This window comes from Vibrio sp. Y29_XK_CS5 (assembly GCF_024181835.1).
Classification (GTDB): domain Bacteria; phylum Pseudomonadota; class Gammaproteobacteria; order Enterobacterales; family Vibrionaceae; genus Vibrio; species Vibrio harveyi.
Genome location: NZ_JAMZAM010000005.1, coordinates 340,892 through 363,491, shown reverse-complemented (window position 1 = coordinate 363,491; position 22,600 = coordinate 340,892). Strand labels below are relative to the sequence as shown.

Below are 22,600 nucleotides of genomic sequence, written 5' to 3'. Positions count from 1 at the left end.
AAAACCGAACAAAGCCGATGCGATCGCACCGGCTTAGATTGATGATTAAAATAAGCGCAGTTTGCACTGAAACTTCTAATCGAGTTTAGGATGCACGCGTTGTTTGTAACAATTAACGCGCACACCTCAAAATACGATAAAAAGAAATCGTTAGTGTAAGTGCCTTACTTGTTCAGTTCGTGGATAACTGGAAGCCCCTGACCTGCTTCTAATTCCTGAACATGCCAATCTAGACCAATTGTTGGCATTGTTTCTAGGAACGGATCTGGGTCTAGCTGTTCCATGTTGAACACACCTTTGTCAGCCCATTTACCACGGAAGAATTGCAGCGCAGCTGTAATCGCAGGAACACCCGTCGTATAAGAGATCGCTTGATGTTCAACGTCTTCGTACGCGACTTCATGATCTGCGTTGTTGTAGATAAACACGCTACGCTCTTTGCCATCTTTCTTACCTTGAACCCAAGTACCGATACACGTTAGACCTGTGTAGCCCGGTGCTAGAGATGTTGGGTCTGGCAATAGCGCTTTTAGTACATGCAGAGGTTGAACGACTGTACCATCGTGCAGCGTTAGTGGATCTGGGCTTAGTAGACCAATATCTCGCATCACATTGAAGTAGTTTAGGTAACGGTCACCGAAACCCATCCAGAATTCAATGCGTTTTGCTGGGATGAATTCTTTCATCGAACGAACTTCATCGTGCGCCATTGAGTACACTTTGTGAGAACCACAGTTCGGGAAATCGAACTCTAGCATACGAGAGTGACAAGGTACTTGTTTCCACTCTTCGTTTTCCCAGTAGAATGAATCACCTTGGATCTCTAGCATGTTCGTTTCTGGGTCAAAGTTGGTCGCGAACTTCTTACCGTGGTCACCCGCGTTAACATCCATTACATCAATCGTATCGATTTCGTCAAACAGATGCTTCACAGCGTACGCTGCAAATACCGAGACTACACCTGGATCGAAACCAGCGCCCAGGATACCTGTGATGCCCGCTTCCTCGAACTTCTCACGGTAACCCCATTGCCAATCGTAAGCTTGTGGTACTTGCTGACCTTCAGAACATAGGTCAACCGCTACTGATGTGTCTAGGTATGAAACTTTTGCTCGGTAACACGCTTCCATGATTGGCATGTTAACCCACGGAGGACCCGCGTTGATGACAAGATCCGGTTTTACTTCTTCAATAAGAGCAACCAGAGAATCTACGTCGTCAGCGTTCACTGCACGCGCTTCTAGTTTCTTAGCTGAATCTTTCAGGTTGTTTTTCTTCTGAATCGATTCGATGATCTTCTCACACTTACCAATAGTACGTGATGCGATTGTGATATCACCCAGAACGTCGTTGTTTTGTGCTGCTTTATGTGCAACAACCCAGCCAACGCCGCCTGCACCAATCTGTAGAACTGCCATAGTTTTCCGTTACCTTTATTAAACTAGCTCAACTGCTAGCGTGTTGATTTTCAAGAGCAAAGATTCAAAGTCCGCTGTCGTCAGACAAGGATTCAAAATCGTAAATTTAAGAGCGGTCTTACCATCAACGATGGTTTCACCGAGAACTGCGATACCGCGAGTCAACGCTTCAAGACGCAACGCTTTGTTTAGTTCATCTAAATCTGCAGATGCGTTGTTTGTGCGTACATTGGTTGCGCGGAATAGAACCGTAGAAAGTGCCGGCTCAGCCAAAAGCTCGAACTGATCGTGTGCACGAATCATCTCGGCAACATCTTGAGTTTGTACCAACAGGTGATCGTACATATCGCCCAGCGCTTTAGGACCCACGTTTTGCATCGTCATGAACACTTTCAATGCATCAAAGCGCTTCGTGGTTGCAATAGATTTGTCCACCAAGTTTGGTAGCTCATCGTGTTCTCGGTTCAGATAGTCAGCATGATGAAGTAGGAACTTAAAGTTCGACTTGTCGTTCACCAGCAACGCACCACAACTGATTGTTTGGTAGAACAATTTGTGGAAATCGACACTAATAGAGTGCGCACGCTCTACACCTTTCAGGCGAGATTTGTGACTGCTTAGAATCAGTGCGCCACCGTAAGCGCCATCAACGTGCATCCACATCTCGTGCTTCGCTGCCATATCAGCAATGAAATCAAGGTCATCAATTGCGCCGTGGTCAGTCGTACCCGCCGTGCCAACAATGGCGAATGGGATCAGACCTTCTGATTTCGCCTGTGTTAGAACCTGATCTAACTGAGTAACGTCCATTGTACCGTCAGCGTTCGCATCGACGGTCATCACTGCTTTCTCACCCAGTCCCATCCAAGATGCTGACTTTTGAACCGTGAAGTGTGATTTCTTAGAACACACAATGCGCAGTTTGTCTGCGTAATCAGGAAGACCCAGCTTTTGGATTGAGTGACCGCTTAGCTTGTGTGCAATCCAGTCTCGCGCCAACATTAGCCCCATTTGGTTGCTTTGCGTACCACCACTGGTGAAGATGCCGTCGCCCTTCTCGCCCAACTCATACTTGTCACACAACCAATTAATCACTTTTTGCTCTACGTAAGTCGCAGAGGAAGCTTGATCCCATGAATCCATAGATTGGTTTAGCGCCGCAATCATGGCTTCTGCCGCAACCGCTGGCATGAGAGGAGGGGTATGTAGATGCGCAATACAATCTGGGTGCTGGGTGAAAATCGCATTCTTTGCAACAAGCTCAGCAGCTTCATCGATGACAGACTTTAACGACGCATTTTTGTTGTCTAGATCGACTGCATTAATCGCTGCTTCCAGCAACTTAGGGTTCATACCAGAGTATGGTGCGTTCACTTCTTCGAACACCGATTTCATTACAGCGGTAGTGTGATTCATAACCGACGCGAATTCGGCACCACCAAGATCACCAGTTTGAATAAAGTGCTTTTTCCATTCTTCTTGTGGTGCAGTTTCAATATGACTGCCACCCGCTGCGATAATCGCTTCTTCGAGTACGCGAAGCGCAAAGTCGATTTGCTCAAAAGAGATAATAAGAGGTGGAAGGAAGCGAATTACAGAGCCTTCACGACCGCCCTTTTCAACCATCAAGCCGCGCTCAAGCGCCGCACGTTGAATAGCAAGTGTCAATTGACCATCAGCTAGAGGCTCACCAAATTTGTTCAGCTCGCCATTTGGATGCTTAATCTCAACACCAAGCATCAAACCTTTGCCACGAACATCCGCGATACAGTTAACGCGTTTTTGAATGCTCTCAAGACCAAAGCGTAAATACTGACCAGCGACGTTCGCATGTTCAACAAGGTTGTCGCGCTGGATGATTTCTAGTGCTTTTGCACCTGAGACCATTGCCAATTGGTTACCACGGAAAGTACCGGTGTGCTCACCTGGCTTCCATGTATCGTGTTGTTTGTTGATCACCAGTAGTGACATAGGTAAGCCACCACCGATTGCTTTAGACAAACATAAAATATCAGGAACAATGCCCGCTTCTTCGAATGCGAAGTTGTAACCTGACTTACCAACACCACATTGAATTTCATCGAAGATCAACAAGATACCGTGATCATCACAAATACGGCGTAGTTCACGTAGCCAGAATGCAGGCGCAGGAATAACACCACCCTCACCTTGGACTGGCTCCACAATGATCGCTGCCGGCTTCATGATACCCGCTTCATCGTCGTTCAAGAGACGCTCGATATAGCGGATGCTCGCTTTCGCACCCTCATCACCGCCAAGCCCAAATGGGCAGCGTAGGCTGTATGGGAATGGCATAAAGTGCACATCTGACATCAATCCAGTACGGCGAGCTTTGGTACCCAAGTTCCCCATCATACCCATGGTGCCATTTGTCATACCGTGGTAGGCTCCACGGAAAGCAAACATGGTGTTACGACCCGTGGTTTGCTTCGCTAATTTAATAGCCGCTTCAACGGCATCCGCACCCGAAGGACCACAGAACTGAATCACGCAGTTGTCGCTTAGCTCTTGAGGAAGGAAGCCTTTAACAGACTTAATAAAATGTGTTTTCGCAGACGTTGCGATATCCAGAGTCTGGTACGGCAAACCAGAATCTAACTGCTCTTTTAGCGCTTGGTTGATTTCCGGATGATTGTAACCCAGAGCCAACGTACCCGCCCCAGCAAGACAGTCTAGAAAGATTTGACCACGCGTATCTTCAACCAAACAGCCGTAAGCTTGTTTAATTGCGATTGGCAAGCGACGTGGGTAAGAACGTACTTCCGATTCATGCTCTGCTTGTTCGATAAGAACTTGATCAGGCGTTAAATCATACGTTCCTTCAACAACTGGAACCTGAGACGAAAAGTAATTTGCGATAGTGTTATCGACTTCAAAGGCAGTGCTCATACTACATAATCCCTTGAATTATAATGATTCTCTTTCCTGTATTTATTCTCGTTAGTATTAAATAACAGGATATACAGATACACCTCCGCATTCGTCATTTTCTAAACGACAAATACAGATAACCCGTCACGACAAGCGCGACTTTTTATTTTGATTGGAGAGTAATCAAGGTTCCGTAATGCACCCGTTTTGTAAAACAGGACATTTCGGCAGTATGAAGCTGATTAGTGTGTGTTTGTTTAAAGGTTTCAATGTTGGGTTTCCCATTAACATGCTGTTTCTTACAGCACTAGTATCCCGTCTATCGACAAATGGCTTTGCCGATACCTACCCTACGTAGTGTCACAATCAGCTTGAATGGTCACTACGCGTATCCCCCAGAGAATCAAAGTCGTAATAATACGCTCCGAGATTGCGCGCGAATTTATCACAAAATAAAATCTTCTGGCAATATCTTTTCACAGGTTGCATATTGACTGAGATCACAATCACAGCAAACGTTTACTGGACTAATTTACCTCAACATTGATGTGCATCGCAGAAGGTCTTCTTAACCTCGACAGAAAAGTAAACGCGTGAAGGTGATTAGTTGAGGCTGTATTTCGTGCGTAGTAAAGAGCAAGGAAATTCAGGATAAATAAAGTACGCGGCAGAGGTATCTATGCCAGCATGGAAGGAAAGAAGAAGCTCAGAGAAAAGAAAACAACAGAAATGAAAAAGCCCAGCATAGATGCTGGGCTTTAAAATCTGGAGCGACACACGAGGTTCGAACTCGTGACCTCAACCTTGGCAAGGTTGCGCTCTACCAACTGAGCTAGTGTCGCAGATTTGAGATGGTGCCCCGGGCCGGACTTGAACCGGCACAACGCGAACGTCGAGGGATTTTAAATCCCTTGTGTCTACCAATTCCACCACCAGGGCACACAAATATTCTTTGTGATGCCTTTACAGAAAAGTAAAACACCATCTGATACCGCTAATTGCCATATCATTTTAATTTGGAGCGACACACGAGGTTCGAACTCGTGACCTCAACCTTGGCAAGGTTGCGCTCTACCAACTGAGCTAGTGTCGCATTTATTCTCGAAAGTCATTCACTCTCAAAAGAATAATGGAGGCGCCTCCCGGAGTCGAACCGAGGTCCACGGATTTGCAATCCGCTGCATAGCCACTCTGCCAAGGCGCCTCATTTGTGAAGAAAGCTTAACTTTTTTCACCACCCTTTCAAGCTTTGCTCTCTTGGGTACGGGATGCATTCTACGGATTCGAGCGATCGAGTCAACACTATTTTTATTTTTTTAAATCGTTTGACCAGAATTTGTGCGAAAGACGGTAAATTGATTAGTTTTGATACTGAAACCACACCAAATACACTTGTTTATCATGAATATTGGGCTTCTCCACCGCCCTATCTCTTTGGGGGATTTTCTATTTCAAGTGTTGATAATCAAAGCCATAAACCATCGCCAAGTGCTGACAGAACAAAAACAAGACTTAGATCACATAAAATTCACTCATAAAATCGAGATAGAAAAAAAGCAGGCGATAGAGCCTGCTTTTTAAAATGCTATTTGTGATGGATTGTTTTAATGATGTTCTTCATTAAGGAGATCATCTTTCGCCGCAGCTAAGTACTGAACCATTGACCAGTACGTCAGGAAGGTTGCTACATATAAAGCACCAAAGCCAAGCCACACCATCCAATCATCGTAACGCCAAATCAGTACCCATAAAGCGAACATTTGCGATACCGTTTTTACTTTACCAACCCAAGAAACTGCGACGCTGGCTCGTTTCCCGATTTCTGCCATCCATTCACGCAATGCGGAGATAATGATTTCACGCGCTATCATTGTTACAGCTGGGATAGTCACCCAAATGGTGTGGTAATGCTCCGTGATCAAAATCAACGCTGTTGCTACCAGAACCTTATCTGCTACTGGGTCAATGAAAGCGCCAAAACGCGATGTTTGACCTAGCTTACGAGCCAACATGCCGTCGAGCCAATCAGTAAAACCTGCGACCCAGAAAACCATTGCTGCTGCAAACGGTGCCCAAGAGTAAGGTAGATAGAAAACAACCACGAAAACTGGGATTAGGAACAGTCTTAGTAGAGATAGAATGTTCGGGATATTCAAACGCATTTTATTATTCTCTTACACATTGCGGCTTAATGTTGCGGGATTTTCCTTATTGTTTCAATGCTTGGAAAATAATTTCTGCCAAAGAGTGACTAATTCCCGGTACTTTGGCGATTTCTTCGACACTTGCACGCTTTAATTCTTGTAAACCGCCCATGTATTTGAGCAAAGCTTGACGGCGTTTTGGTCCAACCCCTTCAATTCCCTCTAAAGCACTGGTACGACGCGTTTTTCCACGTTTCGCTCTGTGCCCTGCAATGGCATGGTTATGGCTCTCATCTCGGATGTGTTGAATGAGGTGCAATGCTGGAGCATCGCTTGGCAAGTTAAATTCATCACCATCTACGGTAATTAAGGTTTCAAGACCTGGCTTACGGGTTACCCCTTTCGCAATACCGATCATGGTCGGACGCTTAGGCCAATCCACCCAATATTGAGCAATGATTTCGTGCGCTCGATTCAACTGACCTTTACCACCATCGATAAAGATAATGTCAGGAATCTTCTCTACATCGAGTTGCTTCGAATAACGACGCTCCAATGCTTGCCCCATCGCTGCGTAGTCATCGCCACCAGTAATTCCGGTGATGTTGTAACGACGATACTCTTGCTTAACTGGACCTTCACTGTTGAAAACCACACAAGAGGCAATGGTGCTTTCACCCATAGTGTGCGAAATATCGAAACACTCCATTCGAGCAATAGTTTCCATCCCCAAAACTTCCCGCAGCGCTTTGAAGCGTTGGTTAATGGTCATCTTGTGATTAATTTTGGTCGTAATGGCAGTAAGCGCATTGGTATTGGAAAGTTTTAGATAACGACCCCGTGAACCCGTTGGAGAGGTATGGAACTGAACCTTACGACCTGCCACTTCACTTAGAGCTTGTTGGATAGGCTCTATATCGCCACCCAATTCTTGATTCAAAATAATACGAGAAGGAATGGTACGCGCCTCGTTATGGCTCAAGTAGTACTGGGTAAGGAAGCTATCAAACACTTCTTGTTGACTAGTGTTCTGTGGAATCTTAGGGAAATGACTACGACTGCCTAGCACCTTACCCTGACGAATCATCAAGATATGGATACAAGCAATACCGTTTTCTTGGGCAAAGCCAAGTACATCCATATCATCCATGCTGTCTTCTGAAACGTACTGTTGTTCTTGTACACGTCGAATCGCTTGGATCTGGTCACGGAATTTGGCCGCGTCTTCAAAACGAAGCTGTTGGCTTGCCACTTCCATCTTTTCAATAAGCTGCTCAAGTACCTGTTTATCTTTACCCTGCAAAAACAAACGAACAAACCCCACCAGCTCGTCGTATTCTTCATCAGAAATAATCGTGCTCACGCACGGACCTGCGCAGCGACCAATTTGATACATCAAACATGGACGCGTTCGGTTGGAATACACGGTGTCTTCACACTGTCGAACAGGAAGCGTTTTCTGCAATAAGTGCAAGGTTTCTCGTACTGCGCCCGAATCCGGATACGGTCCAAAGTATTCACCTTTGCGTTTTTTCGCACCACGATGCATAGACAGTCGCGGATGTTTGTGACCGCTGATAAAAATGTACGGGTACGATTTATCGTCACGCAGAAGTACGTTGTATTTCGGTAGATATTGCTTGATATAGTTGTGCTCAAGGATGAGCGCTTCCGTCTCGGTATGGGTCACCGTGACGTCAATCTTGGCAATATTACTGACGAGTGCACGTGTCTTCTCACTGTCGACTTTCTTGCGAAAATAACTGGAGAGACGCTTTTTCAGGTCTTTGGCTTTGCCGACATAAATAACAACAGCCTCGGCGTTGTACATTCTGTAAACGCCGGGCTGATGAGTTACTGTCTTGAGAAAGGAAGCCGAATCGAAGGGTTGATTCACACTAAAGGGTCTCGGTGTCCAGCATTCCGTGGCGGATCGCTAAGTGTGTTAACTCAACGTCACCATTGATGTCCAATTTGCTAAACAGACGGTAGCGGTAGCTGTTGACTGTTTTTGGACTTAAATTCAGTTGTTCAGAAATATCCGTAACTTTCTGCCCTTTGGTGATCATCATCATGATCTGCAGTTCGCGTTCAGATAGGTCTTTGAATGGGTTTTCTGAGGCTGGTGAGAATTGACTCAATGCCATCTGTTGCGCGATCTCAGGCGAGATGTAGCGCTGCCCACTGTTAACCACACGAATTGCGTTAACCATTTCATCAGGACCTGCACCTTTGGTTAGGTAACCAGAAGCACCCGCCTGCATCACTTTAGTTGGGAACGGATTTTCCGTATGAACGGTTAATACGATGATTTTTACATCAGGATTCACGCGAAGAATCTTTTTAGTGGCTTCCAAGCCGCCAATTCCTGGCATGTTCATATCCATTAAAACGACGTCTGCATGATTACTGCGACACCATTTTACTGCTTCTTCACCGCTGTCAGCTTCTCCTGCTACGTTCATTCCACGGACGTCTTCAATAATACGTCGTATCCCTGTGCGAACCAGCTCGTGATCATCTACAAGGAAAACATTTATCAAACTTGTATCTCCACACTTTTATTGGCTCTGCACCCACATAACTTTGGTCAATGTGGATATCAGTATGAGTGCCTATATACTAACGCATAAGACAAAAAATTGCTTTCTATGAATATGTGCTTAAACGCAAAGTTTGGCAAGAACTTATTCATAAACCACTCTATTATTTGAGTGTGCTCTGTGCAAAGCCGAATTTTAAGACAAGCTAATTAACAACATAAACTCCAATAAATCAAGCAACTAGATTTCACTTTGCTCAGCGAAACGCAATATCACCTATAAATGGTTATTCCATAAGCGGGTTATCTCTGCTTTTGTACTCCCGCAACACGTCCTTTTAACCTGCGAAATACAACCACTCTATTTCACTGGTTATTTTTACAGTTCTTAATGATAGAATACGTGCTTCATTGATTTACAAGGTTTCTCTATTGAATATCCAACAAGGCTTCCTTCTCACTCGACAAGCCCGAGACATCAAAGGTCAAACTCAAATTGAGCTTTGGCTTTCGACCGAGAATGGTCCGACCCAATTGTTGATTCAAGGAGAAAGACCGGTCTTCTTTATCGAGCAAGCACAAATCGAGCAAACCAAGCGATTTGCCACTTCTAAGCAAATTGCTGTCGACATACGCTCGCTTGAGTTAAAGAACTTCCAACTAACTCCTTTAGCCGCGTGTTATACCCAGACCACGAAAGACGCATTCGCTCTACAAGATGAACTGAAGCAAAACGACATCGTCCATTTCGAGGGCGATGTACGACTTGCCGATCGTTATCTGATGGAACGCTTTATCAAAGGCAGTATGGAGTTTACCGGTAACCAACAATCACTAAACGGCTTCCAACGCATTCAAAATGCAAAGTGTCGCACAGGTGAATACCAACCTAAGCTGCATGTGGTCTCTCTAGATTTGGAATGCTCAGAGAAAGGCATTCTCTACTCGATTGGTTTAGATAGCCCTGTTGATTCACGCGTGATTATGATTGGCGAACCGGAACAAGCAGAGACGCCAATTCAATGGGTAAAAGATGAGAAGGCTTTGCTCGATGCTTTAATTGCGTGGTTTAAGCAATTTGACCCAGATGTGATTGTTGGTTGGAACGTTATCGACTTCGATTTCCGTCTGCTGCATAAGCGCGCAGAGTGGCATAACATGAAGCTGATATTAGGTCGTGCAGACCAGCCAAGTTTCTTCCGCAGCTCAGCACAAAGCCAACAGGGCTTTATCTCTATTCCTGGTCGTGTTGTGCTGGATGGTATCGATACGCTCAAAACCGCGACCTACCATTTCCGTTCTTGGTCACTTGAGTCTGTTTCACAAGAACTCCTTGGCGAAGGTAAAGAAATTCATAACGTGCATGACAGAATGGATGAAATCAATCGCATGTACCGTTCAGACAAGCCGTCTCTCGCTAAATACAACTTGCAAGATTGTGTGTTGGTTAACAAGATTTTTGACCACACTCACCTACTCGACTTCGCGATAGAACGCTCCCGCCTAACAGGTGTGGAATTAGACCGCGTTGGGGGGTCAGTGGCCGCATTTACCAATTTGTATCTGCCGCAAATCCACCGAGCAGGCTATGTTGCCCCAAACCTGCATCCAGAAAACTGGATCGCCAGCCCAGGGGGCTATGTGATGGACTCTATCCCGAACCTTTACGATTCCGTATTGGTGCTCGATTTTAAGAGTCTTTACCCCTCTATTATTCGCTCATTCTTGATTGACCCTATGGGTTTGGTCGAGGGCTTACAGCTTGAAATCGGCAAAGCAGAAGATGAAGCGGTACCGGGATTTCGTGGTGGTCAGTTCCATCGCTCGAAACACTTTCTACCCGAGATGATCGAAAAGCTCTGGGCAGCCCGCGACGTCGCAAAGAAGAACAATGAGAAAGCCTTCTCGCAAGCTATCAAAATCATCATGAACTCTTTCTATGGCGTGCTTGGTTCTTCCGGTTGTCGTTTCTTTGATACCCGCCTTGCTTCAAGCATCACCATGCGTGGGCACGAAATTATGAAACAAACCAAGGTGCTGATCGAAGCCAAAGGCTATCAAGTGATTTATGGCGATACCGATTCAACTTTTGTGTCGTTAAATGGCCCGTATAGCCAAGTAGATGCCGATAAGATTGGTAATGAACTGGTCGATTACATTAATCAATGGTGGGGTGATCACCTTCGTGATGAATACAATCTCAATTCGATTCTTGAGCTAGAATACGAAACCCATTATCGCAAGTTCTTGATGCCGACCATTCGAGGCGCAGAAACTGGCTCAAAGAAACGCTACGCTGGTCTAATTGGTGAAGGTGAAAAAGAACGTATCATCTTTAAAGGGTTAGAGAGCGCACGCACCGACTGGACACCGCTGGCGCAGCGTTTCCAAAACACCTTGTACCAAATGATTTTCCATGGTGAAGATCCGAGTGATTACGTACGAGAGATGGTTGAAAAAACCAATAGTGGCGAGTTTGATGATCAATTGGTTTATCAAAAGCGCTTACGTCGCAAGCTGCACGAATACCAAAAGAACATTCCGCCACAAGTACGCGCTGCGCGCTTAGCCGATGACATCAATGCTAAATTAGGCAGACCACTGCAGTATCAAAACCGTGGTCGAATTGAATATTTGATCACTGTTAACGGACCAGAACCGCATGAGTACCGTAATAGCCCTATCGACTATCAGCATTATATTGATAAACAGCTAAAACCGATCGCGGACGCTATTTTGCCGTTCATTGGCACAGACTTCGAGCAGTTATCTGCACCACAGATGGGGCTGTTCTAAATCAGATTCGAAATTGGAAAGGCGCTAACGCTGTTGGCGTTAACCAATGCGGAATTCGGTTTTCTGATATTGCTTTACTAACCAATCGCCAAAACCGTCCAATAACCCAACCACAGAGCGTTTAGGGATAGGACGTCCAGAGAGCAGAATACCAAGGCGTTCTATCTCAAGTTGCTTTTCTGGGTGATACTGCAAAAACACTTCGCCACATTTAAGCGGGTCGTCAAACCAACGTTTATCACGATACATGATTAAAGAATACGAAGCGCGAAGCAGTTTCTTGGCGATAACAACTTGAGCACTGACCAGCTCTTCAACACTTTGTGCTTGTACAATCTTGGTACGATACACCGATAGCCAATCTTCCACATCCATGTTCCAGTGCTTGGCAATCTCCCAACTTGGTACATAATCACCAAAGCAATCTGCCAGATCATCACCATAAACACACACACAGCAATGCTTGAGCATAAAACCCCAAGTAAAAATGCTATCGAGATTGGCTACTTCATTGACCAACGCCGTGCGAATCGACACCCCTTTCACGTGAGGATACCCTTGCTGTGCTCGCCATTTGATGGTGTTTAGTAACGTGGCGCGGTTGTTTTCAAAGTCCGCCTTTGTCACAACCACCATATCAAGATTCGATCTACCTGCGACCGCAGACTTACGGGCCACGCTACCGTAGACGTAAACACTGTGCAAGTTTGCGCCAAGCCCACCTTTTAGGCATGCGAGAACTTCTCTGAGCAGAGGTTCGAATTCAGGTTGGAAAGGATGTTTTGGATCGATAATAGGGAGAGACATTGAAGAAAACGCGATCTCAAGCTTTTAACGGACGAAGGGCTATATGATCCACCAGCATTACGTTTGGATCAAGCCTATTCATCTCCTTATTAATGTTCAAATTACTGAGTGGAATTTTAATGCCAGACAAAGAACTTAGCGCTATAATCACCAAGTTTTGCTTAATAAGTGTAATAGGAAAATACAATGCCAAAGGCAAGTGAAATCAAAAAAGGCTTCGCAATCGAGTCTAATGGTAAAACTCTTCTAGTTAAAGACATCGAAGTAACGACTCCTGGCGGTCGTGGCGGCGCTAAAATCTACAAAATGCGTTGTACAGATCTGAACACTGGTGCTCGTGTAGACGAGCGTTACAAGTCTGATGATGTTGTTGAAACAGTAGAAATGAACAAACGTGCAGTTGTGTACTCATACGCTGACGGCGATGAGCACATCTTCATGGACAACGAAGACTACTCACAATACACATTCAAGCACAATGAAGTTGAAGACGACATGCTGTTCATCAACGAAGACACACAAGGTATCCACATTATCCTTGTGAACGGTGCTGCTGTGGGTATCGAACTACCATCTTCTGTTGAGCTAGTGATTGAAGAAACTGACCCTTCAATCAAAGGTGCTTCTGCATCTGCACGTACTAAACCAGCACGCTTTGCTTCAGGTCTTGTAATCCAAGTTCCTGAATACATCGCAACTGGTGACCGTGTTATCATTAACACGACTGAACGTAAATACATGAGCCGAGCATAAGCATGTCTGATTTGATTTCTTACGACGACGTTATCGACGCTGCGTACGACATCTTCCTTGAGATGGCTCCAGATAACCTAGAGCCCGCTGATGTCATTCTGTTTACTGCGCAATTTGAAGATCGTGGTGCCGCAGAACTTGTTGAAACTGGTGATGACTGGGTTGAACACGTTGGCTTCGATATCGACAAAGAAGTGTATGCAGAAGTTCGAATCGGCTTAGTAAACGAGGAAAATGACGTGCTTGATGACGTTTTTGCTCGTATGCTAATCAGTCGAGACCCAGAACATAAGTTCTGTCATATGCTTTGGAAACGTGACTAACGCTTTCCCTATCATGGTCAAAAACACCAGCCTCATGCTGGTGTTTTTTTATGTTTATTAATTGCACAAGCATGATTGAAAGACATGAAAGCTCATAAGCTCGAAAGGCTCGATAAGAAAAAGGCTTGCCGATTTGGCAAGCCTTTCTGATTTTCTGCTATCGATTAACGATGCTTATTACGTGCACCTTGGTCACCTGCAGTCTTCTTCGGCTTACGACGAGAAGGATTGTTGCTGCGACCTTTTGGTGTGTTAACACGCTCTTCGTGACGCTTCACTGCGCGACGGATTTTTTGGCTACGAGCACGTTCACGCTTACGTGATGTGTTGTCTTTGTTCAGATCAAGCATGGTTTCTTTCTCTGGACGAAGTTCTACAAGCTCACGCAGGTAGTTCACTTCTTTCAGGTCAAGTTCCATCCAACCACCACGAGGTAGTTTCTTGTCTAGGAAGATATCACCGTAACGAACACGTTTTAGACGGCTAACCGTACATTCTTGAGATTCCCACAAACGACGAACCTCACGGTTACGACCTTCGTTAATTACTACGTAGAACGTGTGGTTCATACCTTCACCACCCGCGTGTACTACGTCTTCAAAACGAGCCATACCATCTTCAAGTTCTACACCACTTACTAGGTTACGAACTTTTTTCTCGTTCACTTCACCAAACACACGCACTAGGTATTCACGCTCAACCTGACGGCTTGGGTGCATTAGGCGGTTTGCCAATTCACCATCAGTTGTGAAAAGCAGTAGGCCAGATGTGTTCGCATCAAGACGACCAACTGAAATCCAACGAGAGCCACGAATTTTTGGCAGACGATCGAAAACAGTGCGACGACCTTCAGGGTCGTGACGAGTACATAGTTCACCTTCTGGCTTGTAGTAAGCCAATACACGACAGATCACTTCTTCTTGTGCCTTTGCAGACACAATGTGACCATCGATACGAACTACGCTGTTCTCATCTTCTAGTCTTTCACCAAGTTTAGCTACGATTCCGTTCACGCTAACGCGACCAGATTTAATTAACGATTCGATCTCACGACGAGAACCGTGTCCAGCACGTGCTAATACTTTTTGTAACTTTTCGCTCATTTATCTACCTATGTGTCGTCTTCACAGACGTCGAGACCAGAATTGGTCTTCATTGTGCAAGTTACCCAACCTATTGGGATTTTTTCGGTCGGACATTATACGAGATTCTACGACTTAATGTAAGCGAAATCGTCGACATTGGCGTAGCAAAATATCGGTCATAAACTCACACTTCCCTCATCAATTTGTCCAACTTAGTACCAGACAAAGACCATCGAGAACCGCACTATTATAGGTCGCCTTTCACCTCTAAAAACCTGACCTACCTGATAAAATTATCAGAGTGGTAACAAAGAAAACCCAATAGCTTGCTAGCTCCCTCAAACAAAACAAAGGAATAATAAATGTCTCATACAAATCTTGACCTGAATTGGATATTTGGTACGGCAGCAGATGACGATCTAACGGGCACATTAGGTTCGAACACGACCGATATTTTTGTTGGCTTCGGCGGCGATGATAAGTTTGTTGGTTACGGCGGTAATGACTATGTCTATGGGGGTCGTGGTGACGATCACCTGTTAGGTGGCCGAGGTAATGATCTCATCTCAGGAGGCTCTGGTGATGATTTTCTGTCTGGCGGTCTAGGCAACGACCTGTTGTTTGGTGGTTGTGGCGACGATACGATTTTTGACTACTCAGGTAACAACTTCATCAACGCTGGTTGGGGCGATGATACCGTCGTGGTCGGTGACGGTCATTCGGTGATCGCTGGAGGTTGCGGTGATGACACTTTCGTAATGACCAATCGCCTTGCCATCGGTGTGCCAGACCAACCCGTCTCATCAAACGACATTGAAGTAAAAGCAGAAATTCTCGACTTTAATATTTGCCACGACAAGTTGGTCTTTGATATGGGTCTAGACACCAATGACGACGGTATTCGCGATACATTCTTGGATTCCGCCGACGATCTGACTCTGTCTTACAACGATTTTGGTTGGGCTGTATTCTCAAGCGATCAGTTCAATGTTGAAGTCACACTAAAAGGCATTGATGCGGGATACATGAACTACGTCGAACACCACGGCATTGATATCTTCGATTTCGCATAAGCTAAATGCTCAGCGATAGGCTTTATAAAAAAAAAGGGAGGCTTCTGTGCCTCCCTTTCTTATTTCATTACCAATAGAGCGAACTATTCAAATGGTGCAGGATCGCCCGAACCAACACGTGCTACAACAGCATCGCCTTCACTGAAATCAATCACTGTCGTTGGTTGCTCACCAAGATAACCGCCATTAAGGATCACATCTACCGCATGCTCAAGCTTATCGCGGATGTCTTCAGGATCTGACTCAGTAACATCACTACCCGGTAAGATCAGCGACGTCGACATCATTGGCTCGCCTAACGCTTCAAGCAGATCAAGTGCGATACGGTTATCTGGAACACGGATACCAATGGTCTTACGTTTCGCGTTCATCAAACGACGCGGCACTTCTTTTGTGCCTTTGAAGATAAAAGTGTAAGGACCAGGAGTGTTATTTTTCAGAAGTCGGAATGCGGCGTTATCAACACGCGCATACAGAGATAACTCCGACAAATCACGACATAACAAAGTAAAGTTATGCTTGTCATCCAGACGACGAATCTGACAGATGCGTTCTAACGCCTGCTTGTTCTCCAATTGACAGCCTAGTGCATAACCGGAATCGGTCGGATACACCACAACACCGCCGTTACGAATGATTGCTACTGCTTGATTGATCAAGCGAGCCTGTGGGTTTTCTGGATGAACGTAAAAAAACTGGCTCATTGTAATTCCTCATTATCGAACCTCTCGGCTCTATATTTTTTTATGGAGTCTAGACTCCGTCTTATTCAGCGCTTTCTAGAGAAGGGTCAATTCCCCAATCTTTCCAAACTGGCTCTACGCCCGAAGGTAACCAAAGGTTTCTTCCCAACTCCATCCACGGTGATGGATAGTGAAAATCACTGCCTTGAGACGCTAATAGTTTGTATTGTATAGCATAATCCGCCAAGTTGCGTCTTTCTTGTTGCGCTTGTTGGGGTTGCGCCACTTCCATAGCGTCTCCACCAGCATCAACAAACGCGGCTAATAAGCGTTTTACCCACTTTGCCGTCAGTTGGTAACGCCCCGGATGCGCGAGTACCGCTTGACCACCCGCGGCATGAATAGCATCTACCGCATCTTTCATTGAACACCAGTTTGGTGGGACATAACCCGGATTGGTGCGCGTCAGAAACTTCTTAAACACCATCTGCATGGTCTTGGCGTAACCGTTGTCGACCAACCACTTAGCAAAGTGCGCACGGGTAATAGGCGCATTACCAGCTATTTGCTGCACTTCTTCCAGCACACCTTCACGGGTCGCCTTCTGTAAACGTTCCGCAATAAGCTCTGCACGTGTAACGCGATGCTTTTTTTGTTGCTCGATTAACTCAACCAACGCTGGGCTGTCCGGGTCAATGTTTAACCCAACAATATGAATATCTTTATTCTGCCAAACCGTGGAAATCTCGATACCGTTGATGATTTTTATCGGAAGATTATTTTCTTCAACGTATTGCTTGGCCGGAGCTAAGCCGTCAACCGTATCATGATCCGTGATCGCCAAAACCTCGATATCAAAACTCAATGCCCTGTCTACTAGATCATGTGGTGCAAAGCGACCATCTGATGCAGTGGTGTGGCTGTGTAAATCAATTCTCATTTTTTTGTCGTTTTAATGCTGTTTTGGGGTTGACTTTTTATCTCTGCACTAGTTAACTAGTACACAAATACGAAGTACCTAATTTAAGGCTCACCATGTTACAAGAATTTAACCAAAACCAGGAAGCGAAAGTTGCAGATCGTCTTAATAAGATGAATTCTGTTGATCTAGCTTGGTGGCGCACTTGGACAAGTTCTTGGTGGGCGAACGTGTACTTCTAGTTTAACGAATGAAATGTCACAAAGCCCGCTACTTCAGCGGGCTTTTTGTTTTGCCGTCTACCTCACAGTTAACTGCTCAAACATTCATCGGATATGACCAAAACTAGATTGGGTGAACGTTTGCTTTATGCGACTATGTACGGCAGGAAGATATAAAACAGCTATAAGGAGGTCTTGTGAACAAGGCCATTGAAATTAAGAAACTTGGACAGCTTGAAGTACTGACGGCTTCCGTCCCTTATACTCAAGACCCGACTCGCTTGTTCCACACATTATGTGAGAACAAAACTGACAGTCTGTTGCTGGAATCTGCTGAGATCGATTCAAAGCAAGATTTGAAGTCGCTGTTGATTGTTGATTCAGCCGTACGCATCGTTTGTTACGGTCACACTGTCAAAATGCAAGCGTTGACCAATAACGGTAAGAACCTACTAACTCACTTAAACCAAAACATCCGTGGTGGTGTCGAGAGTGAGCTCGATGGCGAAACACTGACTTTAGATTTCACCCACCCGTGCGACACGCTAGATGAAGACTCTCGACTGCGTGAAGCCTCTTCATTTGATGCGCTGCGTTTGGTTCAGCACAGCTTCGATATCTCGAACCAAGACAAACACGCGATTTTCCTTGGTGGTTTGTTTGCCTACGACTTGGTCGCTAACTTCGAACCACTGGGCAATGCAGAAGCCACAAACCAATGCCCAGATTATGTTTTCTACGTCGCCGAAACACTGCTGGTTGTGGACCACCAAACAGAATCTTGTCAGCTGCAAGCAACTTTATTTGTTGATGATTCAGAAAAAACAGCGCTAGAAACTCGCATCTCAGAAATCAGTGCACAATGCGCAGCACCAAAACTACTGCCGAGTGCAGAGCAAATCGCTGATGTGACAGTTAGACCAAGCGTGTCTGACGATGACTTCTGCCAAATCGTTCGTGACCTAAAAGAGTTCGTCGTAAAAGGGGATGTATTCCAAGTCGTACCGTCTCGCCGATTTACCCTACCTTGCCCTTCTCCATTGGCAGCTTATAAAGAGCTAAAACAGAGCAACCCAAGCCCTTACATGTTCTACATGCAAGACGAGCTGTTCACTCTATTCGGAGCATCACCAGAGAGTGCACTCAAGTACGAAACAGACACTAACCAAATTGAAATCTACCCAATCGCAGGGACTCGCCGCCGTGGCAAACGTCCAAACGGTGATATCGATTTTGACTTGGATAGCCGTATCGAACTCGAATTGCGCACTGACAAGAAAGAAAACGCTGAGCACATGATGCTAGTCGACTTAGCACGAAATGACGTCGCACGTATTGCTCAAGCTGGAACTCGCCACGTCGCAGACTTACTCAAAGTCGACCGCTACAGCCACGTAATGCACTTGGTATCTCGTGTCGTTGGGCAACTACGTAACGATCTAGACGCCCTGCACGCTTACCAAGCTTGTATGAACATGGGCACACTAACTGGCGCACCAAAGATTCGTGCAATGCAGTTGATTCGTGATGTAGAGGGCGCACGCCGCGGTAGCTACGGAGGCGCAGTAGGTTACCTTACCGGCGAAGGTACATTAGATACTTGTATCGTGATCCGCTCAGCTTATGTTGAGAACGGCATTGCTCAAGTTCAAGCAGGCGCAGGTGTGGTGTTTGATTCTGATCCACAAGCAGAAGCAGACGAAACACGCGGGAAAGCCCAAGCGGTAATTTCTGCTATTCAAGCAGCACATAAGTCACAATAAGGAATAGGGTTCAGAGATGGCTAATATCATTTTTATCGATAACTTTGACTCGTTCACCTACAACCTTGTGGATCAGTTCCGCTCGCTAGGTCACTCAGTCAAGATTTACCGAAACAACATTCCAGCAAAAACCATTGAACAAGCAGTGAATGAGCTTGAGAACCCTGTGGTACTGCTATCGCCAGGTCCTGGTGCGCCGTCTGAAGCAGGCTCAATGCCAGAGCTAATTCAATTGCTGAAAGGCAAAGTTCCTATGATTGGTATTTGTCTTGGTCACCAAGCAATTGTTGAAGCTTACGGCGGTACCGTTGCTGGTGCAGGCGAAATCATTCACGGTAAGGTCTCTATGATGGAGCACCAAAACCATGCGATTTACCAAAACCTACCATCACCACTTGCAATTGCACGTTACCACTCGTTAGTTGCAACCAAGGTTCCTGAGAGCCTAACCATCACAGCAGAAGTGGATGATTTGGTCATGTCTGTTGTACATGAAGAAGATAAAGTTTGCGGGTTCCAGTTCCACCCGGAATCTATTATGACGACCTACGGAGCGACACTGTTGGCCAATGCCATTGAATGGGCACTCGAAGCACAAACTTCAGTGAATCCCCTCACTGCTTAAAAAAGCGCTTGGCACATAAGAAATTTAGGAGAGGAAATATGGAAGCAATCATCAACCCTATTATTACCAAGTTGTACGAGCAAGAGTCACTGACTCAGGAAGAGAGCCAACAACTTTTCGACATCATCATCCGTGGTGAACTCGATCCGATTTTGATGGCATCAGCACTGACTGCACTAAAAATCAAAGGCGAAACACCGGATGAAATTGCGGGTGCGGCAAAAGCACTGCTGGCAAACGCAAACCCATTTCCTCGCCCAGATTACGATTTCGCAGATATCGTAGGTACTGGTGGAGACGGTCACAACACCATCAATATTTCAACCACCGCGGCATTTGTTGCTGCAGCATGTGGTCTAAAAGTAGCAAAACACGGCAACCGCAGCGTTTCAAGCAAATCGGGTTCTTCTGACCTTCTTGATTCATTTGGTATCAACCTAGCCATGAGCGCAGAAGATACGCGCAAAGCGGTCGACGATATCGGTGTTGCTTTCCTATTTGCACCTCAATACCACGGTGGTGTGCGCCATGCGATGCCTGTGCGTCAAACTATGAAAACACGCACCATCTTTAACATTCTTGGTCCGCTGATTAACCCAGCTCGTCCAAACATCGAATTGATGGGTGTTTACAGTGAAGAACTGGTTCGTCCTATCGCGGAAACCATGCTACAAATGGGTATGAAGCGCGCCGCAGTGGTACACGGAAGTGGTTTGGACGAAGTCGCGATTCATGGCGAAACAACGGTTGCAGAAATCAAAGACGGCAAGATCACTGAGTACACGCTAACACCAGCAGACTTCGGTCTAGAAGCGCACCCGTTAGAAGCAATCAAAGGTGGCGATCCTGAAGAAAACAAGGCGATCATTACCAATATCCTGACGGGTAAAGGTACAGACGCACAATTGGGTGCAGTGGCAGTGAACGTTGCTCTGCTAATGCGTCTATTCGGTGACGAAGATTTAAAAGCCAACACGCAACAAGCGATTGAGGCAATGAATTCAGGCAAGGCGTACCAATTGGTACAACAACTTGCCGCACACGCTTAAGGAATTGAAGAAGATGACTGACTTCAACACTCAGCAAGCTGACAACCTGTCTGAGCACGTTTCTAAAAAAGAAGCAGAAATGGCAGAAGTACTGGCGAAAATTGTCCGCGATAAATATCAATGGGTAGCAGACCGTAAGTTGTCTCAACCGCTAAGCACATTTCAGTCTGATTTGCTGCCATCGGACCGCAGCTTCTACGACGCTCTGAGTGGCGAAAAGACGGCATTCATCACCGAATGCAAGAAGGCATCTCCTTCTAAAGGTTTGATTCGTGATCACTTCGACTTGGATTACATTGCATCGGTTTATAACAACCATGCTGATGCAATTTCGGTATTAACAGACGAAAAGTACTTCCAAGGTAACTTTGACTTTCTTCCTCAAGTGCGTGGTCAAGTCAAACAACCCGTTCTGTGCAAAGACTTTATGGTAGATGCCTACCAAGTTTACCTAGCGCGTCATTACAGCGCCGATGCCGTATTGCTGATGCTTTCAGTCCTGAATGACGAAGAGTACAAAGCGCTAGAAGAAGCGGCACACAGTTTAAACATGGGTATTCTGACTGAAGTTAGCAACGAAGAAGAGCTTCATCGCGCGGTTAAGTTAGGAGCGCGTGTTATCGGAATCAATAATCGTAACTTGCGCGACCTAAGTACTGATTTGAATCGTACTAAAGAACTGGCACCAACAATTCGCGAATTAGCACCAAACGCAACCGTGATTTCAGAGTCTGGCATTTATACGCATCAACAAGTTCGTGATTTAGTGGAATACACAGACGGGTTCTTGATTGGTAGCTCGCTGATGGCAGAAGACAACCTAGAGCTTGCGGTTCGTAAAGTGACGTTGGGTGAAAACAAGGTGTGTGGCTTAACTCATCCTGATGATGCTGCAAAGGCATACCAAGCTGGCTCAGTGTTTGGCGGTCTAATTTTTGTTGAAAAGTCAAAGCGTGCTGTGGATCTGGAAAGTGCTCGTCTAACGATGAGTGGCGCACCTCTTCATTATGTAGGTGTATTCCAAAACCACGACATCGACTTTGTTGCTTCAATGGTGACCTCTCTGGGGTTAAAAGCAGTCCAACTGCACGGTCAAGAAGATCAAGCTTACGTCAACCAACTCAAAGCAGAGCTACCATCAGGTGTTGAAATCTGGAAAGCTTACGGCGTTACTGATGCCAAGCCAGAACTGCTTGTAGATAACATAGACCGCCATCTTTTGGATGCTCAAGTTGGCACTCAAACAGGCGGAACAGGTCACGTGTTTGATTGGTCACTGATCGGCGACCCAAGTCAAATTATGCTGGCTGGCGGGTTGTCGCCAGAGAATGCAAGACAAGCAGCAAATTTGGGCTGCTTGGGACTAGATTTAAATTCTGGTGTAGAAAGTGCACCAGGTAAGAAAGATTCACAGAAGTTGCTCGCGGCATTCAATGCAATTCGCAACTACTAAAGCTGTTTGTAGCTAAAAATTTAAAGCTATTCGTAGCGAAAAAAATACGAGAAG

Annotated in this window: 18 protein-coding genes, 4 tRNA genes and 1 other annotated feature; of the genes, 9 read left to right on the top strand and 13 right to left on the bottom strand. The window is 45.6% G+C overall.

Annotated elements, in window-relative coordinates; all coding sequences use genetic code 11:
- Positions 1 to 164: 164 nt before the first annotated feature.
- The 9 genes from NL647_RS20340 to uvrY all read right to left on the bottom strand — a co-directional run bounded on the left by NL647_RS20340 (position 165) and on the right by uvrY (position 8,997).
- Positions 165 to 1,418 (bottom strand): carboxynorspermidine synthase, encoded by a 1,254-nt coding sequence (locus tag NL647_RS20340; protein WP_005445078.1) that lies wholly within the window; start codon positions 1,416 to 1,418, stop codon positions 165 to 167.
- Positions 1,419 to 1,436: 18 nt separating this feature from the next.
- Complete coding sequence (locus tag NL647_RS20335; protein WP_069219060.1) at positions 1,437 to 4,328, bottom strand: pyridoxal phosphate-dependent class III aminotransferase; 2,892 nt, start codon at positions 4,326 to 4,328, stop codon at positions 1,437 to 1,439.
- 748 nt (positions 4,329 to 5,076) lie between these two features.
- Positions 5,077 to 5,152, bottom strand: a tRNA-Gly gene (locus NL647_RS20330).
- Positions 5,153 to 5,162: 10 nt separating this feature from the next.
- A tRNA-Leu gene (locus NL647_RS20325) sits at positions 5,163 to 5,249 on the bottom strand.
- Between the two features lie 78 nt (positions 5,250 to 5,327).
- Positions 5,328 to 5,403 (bottom strand) — tRNA-Gly (locus NL647_RS20320).
- A 37-nt stretch (positions 5,404 to 5,440) separates the two neighbouring features.
- Positions 5,441 to 5,514, bottom strand: a tRNA-Cys gene (locus NL647_RS20315).
- A 400-nt stretch (positions 5,515 to 5,914) separates the two neighbouring features.
- The gene (gene pgsA, locus NL647_RS20310) at positions 5,915 to 6,472 is read right to left on the bottom strand and encodes a CDP-diacylglycerol--glycerol-3-phosphate 3-phosphatidyltransferase (protein ID WP_005445072.1); all 558 of its coding nucleotides are present in this window, start codon (positions 6,470 to 6,472) and stop codon (positions 5,915 to 5,917) included.
- A 46-nt stretch (positions 6,473 to 6,518) separates the two neighbouring features.
- The gene (gene uvrC, locus NL647_RS20305) at positions 6,519 to 8,351 is read right to left on the bottom strand and encodes an excinuclease ABC subunit UvrC (protein ID WP_253650617.1); all 1,833 of its coding nucleotides are present in this window, start codon (positions 8,349 to 8,351) and stop codon (positions 6,519 to 6,521) included.
- A gap of 1 nt (position 8,352) precedes the next feature.
- Positions 8,353 to 8,997, bottom strand: a complete 645-nt coding sequence (gene uvrY, locus NL647_RS20300; RefSeq protein ID WP_005434947.1) for a UvrY/SirA/GacA family response regulator transcription factor — start codon at positions 8,995 to 8,997, stop codon at positions 8,353 to 8,355.
- A gap of 431 nt (positions 8,998 to 9,428) precedes the next feature.
- On the opposite strand from uvrY, the gene NL647_RS20295 reads away from it, so the two are divergent.
- Complete coding sequence (locus NL647_RS20295; protein WP_110414826.1) at positions 9,429 to 11,792, top strand: DNA polymerase II; 2,364 nt, start codon at positions 9,429 to 9,431, stop codon at positions 11,790 to 11,792.
- Between the two features lie 39 nt (positions 11,793 to 11,831).
- Here NL647_RS20295 and NL647_RS20290 read toward each other — a convergent pair whose 3' ends face one another.
- Positions 11,832 to 12,599: a nucleotidyltransferase gene (locus NL647_RS20290; protein ID WP_029790949.1), complete on the bottom strand. Its 768-nt coding sequence runs from the start codon at positions 12,597 to 12,599 to the stop codon at positions 11,832 to 11,834.
- Between the two features lie 186 nt (positions 12,600 to 12,785).
- Here NL647_RS20290 and yeiP point away from each other — a divergent pair, with 186 nt between their 5' ends.
- A complete protein-coding gene (gene yeiP, locus NL647_RS20285; RefSeq protein ID WP_005445063.1) occupies positions 12,786 to 13,352 on the top strand; it encodes an elongation factor P-like protein YeiP in 567 nt (188 codons plus the stop codon).
- A gap of 2 nt (positions 13,353 to 13,354) precedes the next feature.
- The gene (locus NL647_RS20280; RefSeq protein ID WP_005431208.1) at positions 13,355 to 13,675 is read left to right on the top strand and encodes an HI1450 family dsDNA-mimic protein; all 321 of its coding nucleotides are present in this window, start codon (positions 13,355 to 13,357) and stop codon (positions 13,673 to 13,675) included.
- A 164-nt stretch (positions 13,676 to 13,839) separates the two neighbouring features.
- Here the strand turns inward: NL647_RS20280 and rluB are convergent, their stop codons facing one another.
- On the bottom strand, positions 13,840 to 14,778 hold the full coding sequence (gene rluB / locus NL647_RS20275; protein WP_005445061.1) for a 23S rRNA pseudouridine(2605) synthase RluB: 939 nt from the start codon (positions 14,776 to 14,778) through the stop codon (positions 13,840 to 13,842).
- Positions 14,779 to 15,122: 344 nt separating this feature from the next.
- On the opposite strand from rluB, the gene NL647_RS20270 reads away from it, so the two are divergent.
- Positions 15,123 to 15,833, top strand: a complete 711-nt coding sequence (locus tag NL647_RS20270; protein WP_009698409.1) for a calcium-binding protein — start codon at positions 15,123 to 15,125, stop codon at positions 15,831 to 15,833.
- An 83-nt stretch (positions 15,834 to 15,916) separates the two neighbouring features.
- On the opposite strand, the gene NL647_RS20265 is transcribed toward NL647_RS20270, so the two are convergent.
- Together NL647_RS20265 and NL647_RS20260 are read right to left on the bottom strand one after the other, a co-directional pair.
- Entirely contained in the window at positions 15,917 to 16,537 is a 621-nt protein-coding gene (locus NL647_RS20265) for an L-threonylcarbamoyladenylate synthase (RefSeq protein WP_005445057.1), read from the bottom strand.
- A 61-nt stretch (positions 16,538 to 16,598) separates the two neighbouring features.
- A complete protein-coding gene (locus tag NL647_RS20260) occupies positions 16,599 to 17,456 on the bottom strand; it encodes a PHP domain-containing protein (protein ID WP_017189446.1) in 858 nt (285 codons plus the stop codon).
- A gap of 95 nt (positions 17,457 to 17,551) precedes the next feature.
- On the opposite strand from NL647_RS20260, the gene NL647_RS20255 reads away from it, so the two are divergent.
- From NL647_RS20255 to trpCF, 5 genes are all read left to right on the top strand, one after another.
- Positions 17,552 to 17,677 carry a hypothetical protein gene (locus NL647_RS20255; protein ID WP_005445052.1) on the top strand — a complete coding sequence of 42 codons (126 nt, stop codon included), beginning with the start codon at positions 17,552 to 17,554 and terminating at the stop codon, positions 17,675 to 17,677.
- Positions 17,624 to 17,727, top strand: a sequence feature (Trp leader region). (Overlaps the previous gene by 54 nt.)
- Positions 17,728 to 17,853: 126 nt before the next feature.
- Positions 17,854 to 19,419 (top strand): anthranilate synthase component 1, encoded by a 1,566-nt coding sequence (locus tag NL647_RS20250; protein WP_253650616.1) that lies wholly within the window; start codon positions 17,854 to 17,856, stop codon positions 19,417 to 19,419.
- A 16-nt stretch (positions 19,420 to 19,435) separates the two neighbouring features.
- Positions 19,436 to 20,044, top strand: a complete 609-nt coding sequence (locus NL647_RS20245) for an aminodeoxychorismate/anthranilate synthase component II (protein WP_029790941.1) — start codon at positions 19,436 to 19,438, stop codon at positions 20,042 to 20,044.
- Between the two features lie 38 nt (positions 20,045 to 20,082).
- On the top strand, positions 20,083 to 21,093 hold the full coding sequence (gene trpD / locus NL647_RS20240; RefSeq protein ID WP_005445045.1) for an anthranilate phosphoribosyltransferase: 1,011 nt from the start codon (positions 20,083 to 20,085) through the stop codon (positions 21,091 to 21,093).
- Positions 21,094 to 21,106: 13 nt separating this feature from the next.
- Positions 21,107 to 22,546 (top strand): bifunctional indole-3-glycerol-phosphate synthase TrpC/phosphoribosylanthranilate isomerase TrpF, encoded by a 1,440-nt coding sequence (gene trpCF, locus NL647_RS20235; protein WP_253650615.1) that lies wholly within the window; start codon positions 21,107 to 21,109, stop codon positions 22,544 to 22,546.
- The last annotated feature ends 54 nt before the right edge of the window (positions 22,547 to 22,600 follow it).

Coding starts and splice junctions, on each gene's coding strand:
- NL647_RS20265 (WP_005445057.1), bottom strand. CDS start 16,537: ATGAGCCAGTTTTTTTACGTTCATCCAGAAAACCCACAGGCTCGCTTG.
- NL647_RS20280 (WP_005431208.1), top strand. CDS start 13,355: ATGTCTGATTTGATTTCTTACGACGACGTTATCGACGCTGCGTACGAC.
- rluB (WP_005445061.1), bottom strand. CDS start 14,778: ATGAGCGAAAAGTTACAAAAAGTATTAGCACGTGCTGGACACGGTTCT.
- pgsA (WP_005445072.1), bottom strand. CDS start 6,472: ATGCGTTTGAATATCCCGAACATTCTATCTCTACTAAGACTGTTCCTA.
- NL647_RS20335 (WP_069219060.1), bottom strand. CDS start 4,328: ATGAGCACTGCCTTTGAAGTCGATAACACTATCGCAAATTACTTTTCG.
- NL647_RS20245 (WP_029790941.1), top strand. CDS start 19,436: ATGGCTAATATCATTTTTATCGATAACTTTGACTCGTTCACCTACAAC.
- yeiP (WP_005445063.1), top strand. CDS start 12,786: ATGCCAAAGGCAAGTGAAATCAAAAAAGGCTTCGCAATCGAGTCTAAT.
- NL647_RS20340 (WP_005445078.1), bottom strand. CDS start 1,418: ATGGCAGTTCTACAGATTGGTGCAGGCGGCGTTGGCTGGGTTGTTGCA.
- trpD (WP_005445045.1), top strand. CDS start 20,083: ATGGAAGCAATCATCAACCCTATTATTACCAAGTTGTACGAGCAAGAG.
- NL647_RS20270 (WP_009698409.1), top strand. CDS start 15,123: ATGTCTCATACAAATCTTGACCTGAATTGGATATTTGGTACGGCAGCA.
- trpCF (WP_253650615.1), top strand. CDS start 21,107: ATGACTGACTTCAACACTCAGCAAGCTGACAACCTGTCTGAGCACGTT.
- NL647_RS20255 (WP_005445052.1), top strand. CDS start 17,552: ATGTTACAAGAATTTAACCAAAACCAGGAAGCGAAAGTTGCAGATCGT.
- NL647_RS20290 (WP_029790949.1), bottom strand. CDS start 12,599: ATGTCTCTCCCTATTATCGATCCAAAACATCCTTTCCAACCTGAATTC.
- NL647_RS20260 (WP_017189446.1), bottom strand. CDS start 17,456: ATGAGAATTGATTTACACAGCCACACCACTGCATCAGATGGTCGCTTT.